Below are 14,067 nucleotides of genomic sequence, written 5' to 3' on the forward strand. Positions count from 1 at the left end.
CGGGACGCTTACAATCCCCATAAAGTACCGCCGTCGAGGCGCTTCAGTCCAACGAGGTTTATCTGCCGCGGATGCGCCAGCGGCAAGGTCGGACGCTTCCGGCGCGGCAGATAAACGCTATTCGTTAGGCCCCTTCAATCCAGCGACCTCTACTCGTCATGACCTCTACATACATACCCCACGACTATGAGGCAGAACTGCAAGCTATTCTCGCCCTGGCAAATCCTGAAGCGCTCCAGGTTCCAGTGCAGCCACTTCAGGACTTATCTGCGGCTGGAGTTCGCGCTATGCCCGGCATCGTTGTAATTGCCAATACAAATGAGGGAGAACCGAATGCCAACCCGTGACCGAATTGCAGCGGAGATCAATTCGCAGAAGGCTGCCGGACAAGACAATGTCCGCCGTAAGTACCTTGCAGCACTTCACAAGAAGACTGGCCGAGACACGGTCGTCTACTTCAGTTCCTACAACATTCATCGTCCATTTCCGGTTCCCGCTGCGGCTGTGTCGGTTACTCAAGACGACATCCAAGGGTTCATGGCTAGCTTGCACAAGCTCAAAGGTAAGTCCCTTGACCTAGTGCTGCACAGCCCTGGCGGTTCCATTGAAGCTGCGGATCAAATCGTTCAGTACCTTCGAGCAAAATACGAACACATCCGAGCGATCATTCCGCAGAATGCTATGTCGGCCGCAACAATGTTTGCTTGCGCCGCCGACGAAATCCTGATGGGCAAGCACTCCGCAATTGGCCCCATTGACCCACAGATGATTCTCGGGACTTCCAACGGCGGACAGATGTCCGTCCCGGCCCACACGATTCTTCAAGACTTCGAAAAAGCAAAGGCCGACATATCCGTCAACCCAATGCTTGCCAATCTTTGGGCACCCCGACTTGCGGCCCTACCGCCTGGCTACCTCAACCTCTGCGAACAAGTTACGAAGCTCGCCGAAGAGAAGGTGGAGTCGTGGCTTGCGCAGTACATGTTTCAAGGCCAAGACCTAGCAAAGGCCAAGTCCATTGCTCAGTGGCTCGCGAATTTCGCCGAACATCGGACACATGGCAGACCAATCGGGATTGAGCTTGCACAAAGCAAGGGACTCAACGTCAAACCGCTCGAAGAAGATCAACAACTTCAGGAGGCCGTACTGTCCGTCTTTCACGCGACCATGGTTACATTCCAATCCACCAGTTGCCTGAAGGTCATCGAGAACCATCTCGGCAAAGGTCACTATGTCGTGGCCGAATTGGCGGTTACTCCGACTCCCGCTCCCAATGCCGTTGCCTAACCCGCGCTTCGAGGGGACGGCCGAGAAGCTGCGCTTCTCGGTTCCCCGCCGCCTACGGCGCCGGGCCGCCCCTCAAGCTGAACGTTAGGCCTCGCATTCAACCTATGGCGCAGCTCCCGCTCAGCTCGGACGTCTTTCGCCCCCTCACCGCTTGGGTCTACGGTGAGCAGTTCTTTATGAAAGGCTTCGAGTACTACGAGTACGACGTGCATGTCCCGGAGCAGGTGTTTGTTGCTCTTGATACGTACTTCGAAGTTCATGAGGCACCGCAGACGCCACTTAAGACACTTGAACAGAGCTGGATCGACACCAAAACTTACGTCTCACAAGCATGCCAACTCATCGGCAGGAGTCGACCTGGCCGCGCTCTGTCAATCGGAGAGCGCACCACAGTACTTGCTGCTCTCGGTGAACCGCCCGGCCCAGCCTGGCCTCTCTACTTCTTCACAGTCGGTGACCTCGACGAGGAACGCATCGTTTACATCGGGAAGACGAACGCGAAGACTCATCGGTTCTACACGGGGCATGCTGCGATCACAGCCCTTCACCGACCCGAATACAAAGGGCTTCGTACTCGCCTCTACCTTGCCACGGTGACCATGTACTCGGACGAGGGCCACTACATCCCCTTGGAATGGGTGCATCCAGTCGGCCTACGCGATACTCTTTGGTCTGATGCTGAAGCACAGTTGATTTACTACTTCCAGCCAGAATTGAACACTGACCTCAAGGCAGTGGACTCTAGCAAGATGCCCACCCGCATCACTTTGCACAACTACAGCGGAACGACCAACTTTGATGCTGTGTCCCTCGAACCACATCGCGAGGTTGGGGAAGACGAGTGGTATCGCATCACCAACTGACGGCGAGGCCTAACCCCTCGGTCGAGGCGAGGCCCAACGGCAAGGCAGCCCGCCGTCCTCCAGGTTGTGCCTATCATCCTTCCGGCCGGCGGGCTACCTTGCCGTCGGCCCCGCCTCACCTCGAACGTTAGGCCTCTTTGGAGGTTTCTCTCCTCCGGCCCCCACACCACCCACCGTGCGGGTCCGCAGTGGGCGGTTCAATGAGTTGGCGTGCTCGACGATTTCCGAAGACCGCCCGCTCGGCTGCTTGTTGCGCCAGCACGAGACGCTCAAGGCCCGGATTCGGGCCAAGATGGAACATCCCTTTCACGTGGTGAAAAATCTGTTCCCCTTCACGAAGGTGCGAGACAAGGGGCTCGCCAAGAACACGGCGCAACGGTACACCCTGTTCGGACTGGCCAATCTGGTGCTCGCCAAGCGGCGTATTTTTGCGCTTCGCGCCCAAGTTGCGTCCTGATGAACCCAAAATGGTCTGAAAAGGGCGAAAAGAGGTAAAGATGGTGCGTCAATCGGCGAAATAAGAGGCGATACTCATCAATCGAAGACGTTTTCCGAAATGAAAATACCCTTCAAGTCCAACACTCGACACTGAAGCCAATCAATCAGCGCTTCCTTAATGCGCGGTCTCGGATAAGTTCTCCGACATTCACACGACGGAATTGCTCTCTGTATGGCCGCTGGAATGTCGTAAGACTTTTTGCTGACCGCTTAGTCGAGGAACAGCTCGCTGAACGATCCGCAAAAACCGCGCTCGAGTGCGCTCTTGTCGCCGCGCCGGCGCTGATCCGTGCGAGCGTGAATTCGACATGCTTGCAGGTACCCAGATCGTTGGTCGCGAAGCCGGGACCGGAACAATGGTTGTCGCCGGCCTGCGCACCGCGGATGGTGACCCGGTAGCGGCGACCGCTGTCGGGATTGAATACCAAGAACTCGGAAAAAACTGGATGGGGAAGGGTTCAGGAAGTCAGCGCTTGAGGCGGGCGAAGGCGCTGGCCATGGCGCCGGTCGGCGCCGGCTGGCTGCGCTGCCGCTCCTGGGCCCTGGCCGAAGCGGGTGTCCTGGCCATTTTCGGAGTGTTCGGCAAGTCGTCGGCGAGTCGCATGCTCAGGGCGATGCGCTGGCGTGGCAGGTCGACCTCGAGGACCTTGACCTTGACCACGTCGCCGGCTTTGACGACGCTGCGCGGGTCCTTGACGAAGCGGTCGGCGATTGCCGAGATATGGACCAGTCCGTCCTGATGGACACCGATGTCGACAAAGGCGCCGAAGTTGGCGACGTTGGTCACCACCCCTTCGAGAATCATTCCCGCCTGCAGATCCTTGACCGCCTCGACGCCTGCACGGAAGTTGGCAGTTCGGAATTCGGGACGCGGGTCGCGACCGGGTTTTTCGAGTTCCCTGAGAATGTCGCGAACCGTCGGCAGGCCGAACTTCTGGTCGATGAATGGCTCCGGCAACAGTGCCCTGAGCAGTTTCGAGTCGCCGATGACTTCGCCAATTCCCTTTTTGATGTTGGCGAGGATACGCTCGACGAGCGGGTAGGCTTCCGGATGTACCGCCGAGCGGTCGAGCGGATTGTCGCTCTCGTTGACACGCAGGAAGCCGGCCGCCAGTTCGAAGGTCTTTTCGCCGAGGCGGGGAACGGCCCTGAGCGCCTGCCGGTTGGGAAAGGCACCGTGTTGGTCGCGGTGGGCGACGATGTTCGCCGCCAATGTCGGGCTGAGTCCGGAGACGCGCGTCAACAGCGGTGCCGAGGCGGTGTTGACGTCGACACCGACGGCGTTCACACAGTCCTCGACGACCGCGTTGAGCGCTTTTGCCAGCCGGGTCTGGCTGACATCATGCTGGTACTGGCCGACCCCGATCGACTTGGGATCGATTTTGACCAGTTCGGCGAGCGGATCCTGCAGGCGGCGGGCGATCGACACCGCACCGCGCAGGCTGACGTCGAGTTCCGGGAATTCGCGGGAAGCATATTCCGAGGCCGAATAGACCGAGGCGCCGGCCTCGGAAACGACGACCCTGGCGAGCTGCAGATCGGGTTGCCGGCGGATCAGATCGGCGGCCAGACGATCGGTTTCGCGCGAGGCGGTGCCGTTGCCGATGCTGATCAGCCTGACCTGATGCTTGCGTGCCAGCAAGGCCAGGGTGTGCAGTGCGCCGTCCCAGTCACGGCGGGGTTCGTGCGGGTAGACCGTGGCGGTTTCGAGCAGTTTGCCGGTGGCATCGACGACGGCGACCTTGACGCCACTGCGCAGGCCGGGGTCGAGGCCCAGGGTAGCGTGTTTGCCGGCGGGTGCGGCGAGCAGCAGGTCGTGCAGGTTGGCGGCAAAGACGCGGATGGCCTCGGCCTCGGCGCGCTCGCGCAGGGCGTTCATCAGTTCCAGTTCGAGGTGTAGGGAGACCTTGATTCGCCAGCTCCAGCGTACCGTCTCGAGCAGCCATGGGTCGGCTGGCCGGCCCTGGTCGACGATGCCGAAGTGTTGCGCGATGCGTTCCTCGCAGGCGTTGGGCGCGCTCTGGTCAAGCTCGCTGTCGAGGACCAGTGCCAGTTGCAGCATGCCTTCGTTGCGGCCGCGGAAGAGCGCCAGCGCACGATGCGAGGGAATCGCCAGGATCGCTTCCGTGTAGGCAAAATAGTCCTGGAACTTGGCCGCCTCGTTTTCCTTGCCGGTAAGGACCGTCGACTTCACGAAACCATGGGCTTCGAGATGGCTGCGCAGTTCGCCGAGCAGCCCGGCGTCCTCCGAGAACTGTTCCATGAGAATCTGTCGAGCGCCGTCAAGGACGCTTCTGACATCGGCAAAACCGGCTTCGGCGTTGAGGTAGTGCGCAGCCTCGGCTGCGGGTGAGCGCATCGGGTCGGCCAGCAGCGCGGCGGCGAGCGGTGCGAGGCCGGCTTCGCGGGCGATTTGCGCCTTGCTGCGTCGCTTCGGTTTGTAGGGCAGGTAGAGGTCTTCGAGGCCTTGCTTGGTTTCGGCGGCGTGGATTGCCGTGGCCAGTTCGGGCGTCAGTTTGCCCTGATCCTCGATCGAGGCGAGGATGACCCGGCGCCGTTCCTCCATCTCGCGAAGGTAGAGCAGGCGTTCGTCGAGCAGGCGAAGCTGGATGTCGTCGAGTCCGCCGGTGATTTCCTTGCGGTAGCGCGCGATGAACGGCACCGTCGCCCCTTCGTCGAGCAGGGCAGCCGCGGCCAGAACCTGCCGGGGGTGGCAACCGATCTCTGCGGCGATCTTTTCGGCAATCTTGTGGGCTGCAGGGTATTGTGGAGGCATCGGCGATGACACGGGGTCTGAAATGATTGAAAAACCGCGAACTATGCAGAATCGGGAGACAAAACTCAAGGACGCCGATTCTTGAGACATTCTCGATGTGTCGATTTGCCAGCGTCGCAAACATGCCGTACGCATTTCTAGCGACGGCATCGACGTACCGGCAGCCGTAGGAGGCGAGGCTGCGCTGGTTTTTTGTCGTCGGCGCCGGGTTTTTCTGGTTTTGACGATCCTTGGGCGCCAGCTGTCCCCGCCGGGGATTCACGGTCTGGTGTGGCTGATGCGAGGGAGTCGCCTGATGGCGCTAACCGTTGGCCGGCCGTGGAGTCTGGACCAGTGAGCGCATTTGGTGAGCACGCCCCTGCTGGATGGGCCCGAGCGCCATCGCGAGCATGACCACAAAGGCCAACCCTACGCGCAGCCTCATCTTGTCGATATGCCGCGGATGAAGTGGTGCTCGAAGCCGAAGCGGTTGTCGATACGGTTGTTGATTCGTTCCCGTGCGCTGCGCCGGTTGTAGCCCCGATGCCAGCTTGGGCTGCCATGGGGCGTCGGCACGAAGAGGCGGCGATCCTGCTCGGTGATCTTGATGCGAACGATCCGCCCATAGGCGCCGGGATTGACGTCGCCTGCAGCGTGGCAGGTCTCGGCGCCCGAGCACACACTACCGACGTACGCCGCCGGGCAACGGGACTTCAGCGTGTCTCGATCGGCTTCGAAACCCTGAAAGACTCAGTCGCGCACGGCACCCGTCTGCGGACAACAGCAGCGGACATGGCCCATTTCGGTAGGGACGAGGGCGCAGCGTCGGGGATTCCGATGCCGAGGCACAGGTCACCACGACGGCGACCGGCCACTCGTACTGCGTATCCGCGATCACGTGCAAGCCATAGCCAAACCAGCTCTTGACCTGGGTCCAGGCTTGGCCGTTCGCATCGATCCCCGAGGTCTTGTGGTGGCCCCAGTCCGCGTCAGGATCGGAGGTCTTGCCCGTCTCGCGGTCTTTTTGTCCGCTGCTATGGCTTTCGACCGCCTTGCCATCGAAGCCTAGGTGCCGGCCGAAATCCGGCAACACCTCGCAGAGATTCTGCCGCAGCGAGGCCAGCATCTGCTTCGTGTCGCCGCCCGCCGCTTCCAATGGGATCAGGGTCGCCAGAAAACGGGAGAACGCGGAGTCGGGTGGAACGCCGAGATACGGAGCAAGGGGAATCACGTGGGCTCCGACCGCGGGCTTCTTCGCCACGGGAAGCATTTCAAACCCGCATCGATCCATCAGTGCCGGATGGCGGCCCAGTTCCCGCCGTAGCGAGGCGATGCTCGGGTGTTGGAAGACCACCCCGACGATCACCGCATTCCCCATCGCCTGCACCGGATAATCGTCTCGGCCCTTCACCCGACGGGCTTCGAGGGCCTGCATCAGCGCATCGTCCGGCAGGGAATCGAGCGCCAACGACAAGCGGTCGAGGTCGGAACCGCTTTCAACGTCTTCCCAGGAAAAGAGCCGAGCTTGCGGGACAGGGGCCATGGAAGCGCTCACGAGTCGATGGAAAGTATGATCTTTCCATACACTGACACGCCTAAGTGATTGTTACTGTGTATATTTAGTGTTTGCCGACCAGAAAACTTGGGGCGGGGTGAAAGTTGATCGCCAATGCATAAACGATCGCTGAAGGCCGGAAAACAGGCCCTAAACTGGGGTAGAAAATTCCTGCCCCCGTCTGAAACCCAGTAAGGGCAAGGGTTTGCGAGGAGCGAAAAGGCCTCTGATCGCGCCGCGCAGCGGCGCGCGATTTTTTTGCTTGCCACAGCGGCTGTTCGCCGCCATACTCGGCTTGCAGAGTGCAGTTCTGTGGGGTTCCCTGAGACTTGGCCCGGGTGGTGCGCGGTGGTTCCTGGAACAATGAGGATGCCTTTGCGCGCTCCGCCGCTCGTAACAACAACACTCCGGACAACCGTAACGACCCTCTCGGTTTTCGGGTGTGGTGTTCGTCCCACATCGTGATCTGCTCCGAAAGGCGCTGCTGGCGCTGCCGGAAATGCCGGTCGACCAAGGTTTGCCGGCCGAGGCCTGAGCTGGATCGATGGCGCAGGTGAATCCCGTCCGCACGTGGCTGCATCGCGTCGGGCGCATATCAAATACGGGCGCCTCCCGGGCTTCTGCCCCGTGGCGCCAGGCCTCCACTTGGCACGACCCGTCGTTAGCCATGTGGCAAAGCAGAATTACTCAAACGGTCATCACTTTTCCAGGCACCCCCCAATCATGAAAGTCATGACCGTTTCCCTCTCCCCCAACCCCTTCCACGGCCCGCGCTGCATCGCGGGCCGGCTGCGGCGGCGCGGAGCAGTGCTCCGCGAAACCCCGCCTTCGTTCCACGGCCCGCGCGAGGGGGAGGGGAGGTTCGTGAGTCGCGTACGCGACTTTCACAGTAACTTGTGCCGCAGCCGCCACTCCTGGACCAGCGCGTAGATCGCCGGAATCACCGCCAGCGTCAGCACCGTCGACGAAATCATCCCGCCGACCATCGGCGCGGCGATGCGGCTCATCACCTCGGAACCGGTGCCGGTTCCCCACAGGATCGGCAGCAGGCCGGCCATGATCGCGACGACGGTCATCATTTTCGGCCGCACCCGTTCGACGGCGCCTTCCATGACCGCTCCGTAGAGGTCGTCGAGGTTCGGCGCGCGACCGGCGGCGCGACAGCTCTCCTTGACCGCTGTCCAGGCATGGTCGAGATAGATCAGCATCACCACGCCCGTCTCCGCCGCGACGCCGGCCAGCGCGATGAAGCCGACCGCGACCGCCACCGACAGGTGGTAATCGAGTCCCCACATCAGCCAGACGCCGCCGACCAGCGCGAACGGCACCGACAGCAGGACGATCAGCGTTTCGGTCAGGCGCCGGAAGTTGAGGTAGAGCAGCAGGAAGATCAGCAGCAGCGTCAGCGGGATGACGATCTTCATCTTCTCGATGGCGCGCTCCATGTACTCGAACTGGCCGCTCCAGGTGATGTAGGTGCCGGGCGGGAACTTCACCTGTTCGGCCACCGCTTTCTTGGCGTCGGCGACATAACCGCCGATGTCGCGGTCGCGGATGTCGACGAAGAGATACGCCGAGAGGAGGGCGTTTTCGGTGCGGATGGCCGGTGCGCCCTTCGTCACCTCGACGCGGGCCACCTGGCCGAGCGGCACCATCGCACCGTCCATCGTCGGCACCAGCACGGTGCGCGCGATCTGCTGCGGATCGGAACGCAGTTCGCGCGGGTAGCGAACGCTGACACCGAAGCGTTCGCGCCCTTCGACGGTGGTGGTCACCATCTCGCCGCCGAGCGCCGTGCCGATGACCTCCTGCAGGTCGCCGACCGCCAGACCATAGCGCGCCAGTTGCTGCCGGTCGGGTTCGATGTTGAGGTAGAAGCCGCCGGTGAGGCGCTCGGCAAAGGCGCTGGTCGTACCGGGCACGGCTTTGACGACCGTCTCGATGGCCTTGGCGAGCTTTTCCATCTGATCGAGATCCTGGCCGAAGACCTTGATGCCGATCGGCGTGCGGATGCCGGTCGACAGCATGTCGATGCGCGCCTTGATCGGCATCGTCCAGGCGTTGGCGACGCCGGGGAACTGCAGCGCCCGGTCGAGTTCGGCGATCAGCTGGTCGGTGGTCATGCCGGCGCGCCATTCGGATTCCGGCTTGAGGTTGATCACCGTCTCGAACATCTCGGTCGGTGCCGGGTCGGTGGCCGTGTTGGCGCGTCCGGCCTTGCCGAAGACCGACTCGACCTCGGGGAAGCTCTGGATGATCTTGTTCTGGGTCTGCAGCAGCTCGGCCGCCTTGGTGATCGACATTCCCGGCAGCGAAGTCGGCATGTAGAACAGCGTGCCTTCGTTGAGCGTCGGCATGAACTCGGAACCGAGCCGGGAAGCCGGGTAGATCGAAATGCCGAGGACCAGCAGCGCGGCCAGGAGGGTCAGCTTCTTCCAGCGCATGACGCCGGCGATGATCGGCCGGTAGCCCCAGATCAGCGCGCGGTTCACCGGATTTCTCGCTTCCGGCAGGATCCGGCCGCGGATCAACCCCAGCATCAGCACCGGCACCAGCGTCACCGACAGGAGCGCCGCGCCGGCCATGGCAAAGGTCTTGGTGAAGGCGAGCGGCGAGAACAGCCGACCTTCCTGGCCCTCCAGGCTGAACACCGGCAGGAACGAGACGGTGATGATCAGCAGCGAGAAGAACAGCGCCGGTCCCACTTCCTGGCACGCCAGCAGCATGGCGGCGGCACGATCCTGTCGGGAATGCTGCGCTGGCAGGCGCTCCAGGTGCTTGTGGGCGTTCTCGATCATGACGATGGCGGCATCGATCATCGCCCCGATGGCGATGGCGATGCCGCCGAGGCTCATCAGATTGGAGTTCATGCCGAGCAGGCGCATGGCGATGAAGGCGATGAGCACGCCGACCGGCAGCATCAGGATGGCCACCAGCGCGCTGCGCACATGCAGCAGGAAGACGATGCAGACCAGCGCAACGATCAGCGATTCCTCGATCAGCGTTCTCTTGAGGGTGGCGATGGCGCGGTGGATCAGCTCGGAGCGGTCGTAGACGGTTTGCACCGTCACCCCTTCGGGCAGGCCGGGGCCGAGTTCGGCGATCCTGGCTTTGAGGTGGTGGATCACTTCGAGGGCGTTCTGGCCGTAGCGCGCCATGGCGATGCCGGAGACCACCTCGCCTTCACCGTTGAGTTCGGTCAGGCCGCGCCGCTCGTCGGGCGCCAGTTCGACGCGCGCGATGTCGCGGATCAGCACCGGCGTTCCCTGGTCGCTCTTGACCACCAGCGCTTCGAGGTCGCCGATGCCGCGCAGATAGCCCTTGCCGCGCACCATGTACTCGGTTTCGGCCATTTCGACGACGCGGCCGCCGACGTCGCGATTGGAATCGCGGATCACCTGCACGACCTTCCGCAGCGGCACGCCGTAAGCGCGCAGCCTGACCGGATCGACCGTCACCTGATAGGTCTGAACGAAACCGCCGATCGACGCGACTTCGGCGACGCCATGCGCCTTGGCGAGCGGGTAGCGCAGATACCAGTCCTGGAGGGTGCGCAACTCGGCGAGGCTCTTGTCCCTGGCGAGTAGCGCGTACTGATAGACCCAGCCGACGCCGGTCGCATCCGGGCCGATCTGCGGCGTCACGCCCCTGGGCATGCGGCTGGATGCGAAGTTGAGGTATTCGAGCACGCGGGAGCGCGCCCAGTAGATGTCGGTCCCGTCCTCGAAGATCAGGTACACGAAGGACGCGCCGAAGAACGAGAAGCCGCGCACGACCTTCGCTTTCGGCACCGACAGCATCGCCGTGGTCAGCGGATAGGTCACCTGGTCTTCGACCACCTGTGGCGCCTGGCCGGGGTATTCGGTGTATACGATGACTTGCACGTCCGAGAGGTCGGGCAGTGCGTCGAGCGGCGTTCTGAGGATGGCGACGATGCCGCCGACGATGACGAACAGGGTAGCCAGCAGGACCAGGAAACGGTTCCTGCTCGACCAGTCGATGAGTTTGGCCAGCATGGCGAAGGGCTCCGTGGGTTGCCGTCAGTGGCCGGCGTGCGCAGCGTGCGGATGGGCCTGCGCTGCGGCCCCGGCTCCCGCCTCGGACCTGATGGACGACCCGGCCGCCGGTTTGACCGAAGTGATCACCCATTCTCCCGGCCCGCGCTCGACGAACTCGAAGGAGATCATCGCACCGGGCTTCAGATCCTTGCGCAGCGATTCGTTGGCAAGCTGGAACGGCATGCTCATCGGTGGCCAGTGGAGGCTTTCGACCGGGCCATGACGGATGCGCAGCGCAGCGCTGCCCGCGTCGATCGACTCAACCTGGCCTTCCGCCCGGTGTCCCGTGCTGGCCGGGGCCGTTCTGGCGCCGGTTTCGCCGGCAGGAGGCTGCGCCTGGGCAAAACCGCCGACCGCCGCCTTGAGGTTGCTTTCGGCGTCGATCAGGAAGTTGGCGGCGACCACCACCTGCTCGCCGGCGCGAACGCCGTCGCGGACCTCGACCTGGTCATCGCTGCGGACCCCGAGCTTCACTTCGCGCGGCTCGAAGCGACCTTCAGCGAGCTGCACCAGAACGATCTGGCGCGTGCCGCTGTCGATCACCGCCGAGACCGGCACGGTCAGCACCGGGCCCCTGGCGGCCACCGCCAGTTCGACCTGGGCGAACATGCCGGGTTTGAGCAGCATTCCCGGATTGCTCAGCTCGACGCGAACCGGAACGCTGCGGGTTTCTGCCTTGAGCGTCGGATAGACGTAACCGACGGTTCCCTCGAAAACCCGATCCGGATAGGCGTTGACCTTGATTCTGGCCGGTGCACCGGCTCTCAGCAGCCCGATGTCCTGCTCGAAGACGTCGGTGATCACCCAGACCGTAGACAGATCGGCCACCTGATAGAGGGTTTCACCGGGCATGAAGCGCATCCCCTGCACGGCCTTCTTCTCGGTCACGACGCCGGCAACCGGCGAGCGGAAACTCAGCGTGCGCCGGGAGTCCCCGGAGCTGGCCAGGGCCTTGATCTGCTCATCGGAGATGTCCCAGTTTCTCAGGCGCGTGAGGCTCGCCGCAGCCAGTTGCTGCATGCCGCTGCGGGCCTCGCTGCCCGCCGGGGGCAGCGATTCCGCCGCCTGCGTGGCGAGCACGTATTCGCGTTGGGCAGAAACCAGTTCCGGGCTGTAGACTTCAAACAGCACCTGGCCCTTGCCGACCGCCTGACCGGTCACACTGACCTGCAGGCGCTCGACGTAACCCTCGAACTTGGGGGCGATCGCATACTGGCGGCGTTCGTCGGGCTCGATGCGACCGACCGCACGGACGATCCGGTCGAGCGAGCGCAGGCGGGCGGCCTCGGTTCTGACGCCGAGCTTCTGAACCTTTTCGGTGCTGATCCTGAGCTGCTTCGTAGCGGTCGCTTGCTCGTCGGCTTCGTCCGCATAGACCGGCACGTAGTCCATTCCCATGGAGTCTTTCTTCGGTGTCGGCGAGGTGTCGGGCAGGCCCATGGGGTTGCGGTAATAGAGAACCCTGCGTTCCTTTGCCGCCGGGTCGCCGGCAGTGGCGACAGTCTGGTGCGTTGCTTCCGGATGGCCGGAGGTATGCCGCTTGCCGGCCCAATAGCCTGCAGCGGCTGCCAGCGCGGCGACCGCCAAAGCGCCGGCGGCAATGCGCGCGCCCTGCTTCATAGATCTTCTCCCAGGAGACGTTCAATTTCCGCCAGGCGGGCCTGTCCTTCGGCCTGCGCCCTGATCTGGTCCTGTCTGGCCTGCCGAATCTGCCGCTGCGCATCGAGCAGCATCGCAAAATCGAGCTTGCCGTTCTCGTAGCCGGCGAGCGCTGCCCGGAAGGTCAGCTCGGCCTCGGGCAGCAGGTCATGGGTGGCCAGGGCTTCGCTCCGGCGCGCGCCGTCAATGGCGGACAGATTCTCCGCCAGGTCGGCAAGCACCTGGTGAGTGCTCGCTTCCTGGCGCGCACGCGCCGCCGCAAGCATCGCCTCCGATTCGCGTTCCTGCGCGCGTCGCGACGATTGCTGCAGCGGAATGTTCATCTCGACCATCACATCCCATTCCCGGATCGCACTCTGATACTGGATCGGCCCGGCGCTGATGGTGAAATCCGGGTAACGGTTCTTGTAGGTGAGTTCCCGGCTTTTTTCCGCTGCCTGGAGTTTGCCGGCTTCGGCCGCCAGCAGCGGGTTACGGACGCGGACACGTTCTTCGAGCGTGGCGTAATCGAGCTGCGCCGGTGGCGGCAGCGGGCGCAACTTTTCCGGTGCCGCCAGCGGTGCCGCCGCGGGCCGGGCGAGCAAGGCGTTCAAGCGCGTGTGCAGGTGGTGGTGCTCGGTTTCCAGGGCCACCAGTTCGCTGCGCAGCCTCGTCTGCTCGACCTGCGCACGAATGAGGTCCTGCAGGGTCGCCAGACCGTTTGCGTAGCGCGTCTGGACGATTTTTTCGAGGCGCCGCATCAGGTCGAGGATTTCCTGCGTCAGCCGCTCATTGCGCTGGACGTAGTACCACTGGGCGTAGGTCGTCTTGATCCTGGCGGCGATTTCCGACCAGGTGCCCAAGGCGCGTCCTCTGGCGCTCGCCGCTTCGAATTCCGCCACCTCGCGTTTCAGATCGCGTTTGCCGAACCAGGGAAGATCCTGCGACAGCAGGTACTTCGTGCTGCCGACGCGGCTCGGGGAGAGCGTCGGGTTCTGCTCACCGGCGTGGGTGATGTCCCGCAATTCCATCCGGAACTTTGGGTCGGGCAGGGCGCCTGCCGGCGTGACCCGTTCCGCCGCTGCGTCCGCTTCCGCCTGCATGGCCGCGTATTCGGGATTGCGAACCCTGGCGAATTCGAGCAGGCTCTCGACCGTGCGGCCGATGGCGACCTCCTGCGCCAGGACCGGCGTCGCCAGACCCAGCATCAGGCACCAGGCGAATGTCCTCATGGGCTTGCCTCCTCGCATGCCGCCTCCCAAGGCTTGAATGGTTCCTGTCGATGATGCCGTGTCCATCGGATGATCATGATCGTCCCTGCGCCGGTCGCAGATGGTTTCTCCGGTGGGCCCTTGGCAAATGACCCCGCTTGCGAAGCGCGTGGCGCAGTATGGGGAAGCCTTCCCAACGGGA

Annotated in this window: 9 protein-coding genes and 1 pseudogene; 4 read left to right on the forward strand and 6 right to left on the reverse strand. The window is 63.1% G+C overall.

The window, feature by feature from the left end; genetic code table 11:
* Nucleotides 1–333: 333 nt before the first annotated feature.
* The 3 genes and pseudogenes from V5B39_RS13785 to V5B39_RS13795 form a co-directional block, all read left to right on the forward strand.
* Complete coding sequence (locus tag V5B39_RS13785; protein ID WP_332343462.1) at nt 334–1,287, forward strand: SDH family Clp fold serine proteinase; 954 nt, start codon at nt 334–336, stop codon at nt 1,285–1,287.
* Between the two features lie 104 nt (nt 1,288–1,391).
* Nucleotides 1,392–2,150: a hypothetical protein gene (locus tag V5B39_RS13790; RefSeq protein ID WP_332343463.1), complete on the forward strand. Its 759-nt coding sequence runs from the start codon at nt 1,392–1,394 to the stop codon at nt 2,148–2,150.
* A gap of 247 nt (nt 2,151–2,397) precedes the next feature.
* Nucleotides 2,398–2,607 (forward strand): annotated as a pseudogene (locus tag V5B39_RS13795) (IS5/IS1182 family transposase); the annotation flags it as partial.
* 507 nt (nt 2,608–3,114) lie between these two features.
* Here the strand turns inward: V5B39_RS13795 and V5B39_RS13800 are convergent.
* The 3 genes from V5B39_RS13800 to V5B39_RS13810 form a co-directional block, all read right to left on the reverse strand.
* On the reverse strand, nt 3,115–5,424 hold the full coding sequence (locus tag V5B39_RS13800; protein WP_332343464.1) for a Tex family protein: 2,310 nt from the start codon (nt 5,422–5,424) through the stop codon (nt 3,115–3,117).
* A gap of 420 nt (nt 5,425–5,844) precedes the next feature.
* The gene (locus V5B39_RS13805; protein ID WP_332343465.1) at nt 5,845–6,084 is read right to left on the reverse strand and encodes a hypothetical protein; all 240 of its coding nucleotides are present in this window, start codon (nt 6,082–6,084) and stop codon (nt 5,845–5,847) included.
* A 1-nt stretch (nt 6,085) separates the two neighbouring features.
* On the reverse strand, nt 6,086–6,946 hold the full coding sequence (locus V5B39_RS13810; protein ID WP_332343466.1) for a transposase: 861 nt from the start codon (nt 6,944–6,946) through the stop codon (nt 6,086–6,088).
* Nucleotides 6,947–7,299: 353 nt separating this feature from the next.
* Here V5B39_RS13810 and V5B39_RS13815 point away from each other — a divergent pair, with 353 nt between their 5' ends.
* Nucleotides 7,300–7,515 (forward strand): hypothetical protein, encoded by a 216-nt coding sequence (locus V5B39_RS13815; RefSeq protein WP_332343487.1) that lies wholly within the window; start codon nt 7,300–7,302, stop codon nt 7,513–7,515.
* Between the two features lie 327 nt (nt 7,516–7,842).
* Here the strand turns inward: V5B39_RS13815 and V5B39_RS13820 are convergent, their stop codons facing one another.
* Genes V5B39_RS13820 through V5B39_RS13830 form a run of 3 tightly spaced genes read right to left on the reverse strand, consistent with a single transcriptional unit; the run spans nt 7,843 to nt 13,886 of the window.
* The gene (locus V5B39_RS13820; protein ID WP_332343467.1) at nt 7,843–10,974 is read right to left on the reverse strand and encodes an efflux RND transporter permease subunit; all 3,132 of its coding nucleotides are present in this window, start codon (nt 10,972–10,974) and stop codon (nt 7,843–7,845) included.
* A 24-nt stretch (nt 10,975–10,998) separates the two neighbouring features.
* Complete coding sequence (locus V5B39_RS13825; protein ID WP_332343468.1) at nt 10,999–12,636, reverse strand: efflux RND transporter periplasmic adaptor subunit; 1,638 nt, start codon at nt 12,634–12,636, stop codon at nt 10,999–11,001.
* Nucleotides 12,633–13,886 carry a TolC family protein gene (locus V5B39_RS13830; RefSeq protein WP_332343469.1) on the reverse strand — a complete coding sequence of 418 codons (1,254 nt, stop codon included), beginning with the start codon at nt 13,884–13,886 and terminating at the stop codon, nt 12,633–12,635. Before V5B39_RS13830 ends, V5B39_RS13825 begins: the two co-directional genes overlap by 4 nt.
* Nucleotides 13,887–14,067: the final 181 nt, after the last annotated feature.

The organism is Accumulibacter sp. (assembly GCF_036625275.1).
GTDB lineage: Bacteria > Pseudomonadota > Gammaproteobacteria > Burkholderiales > Rhodocyclaceae > Accumulibacter.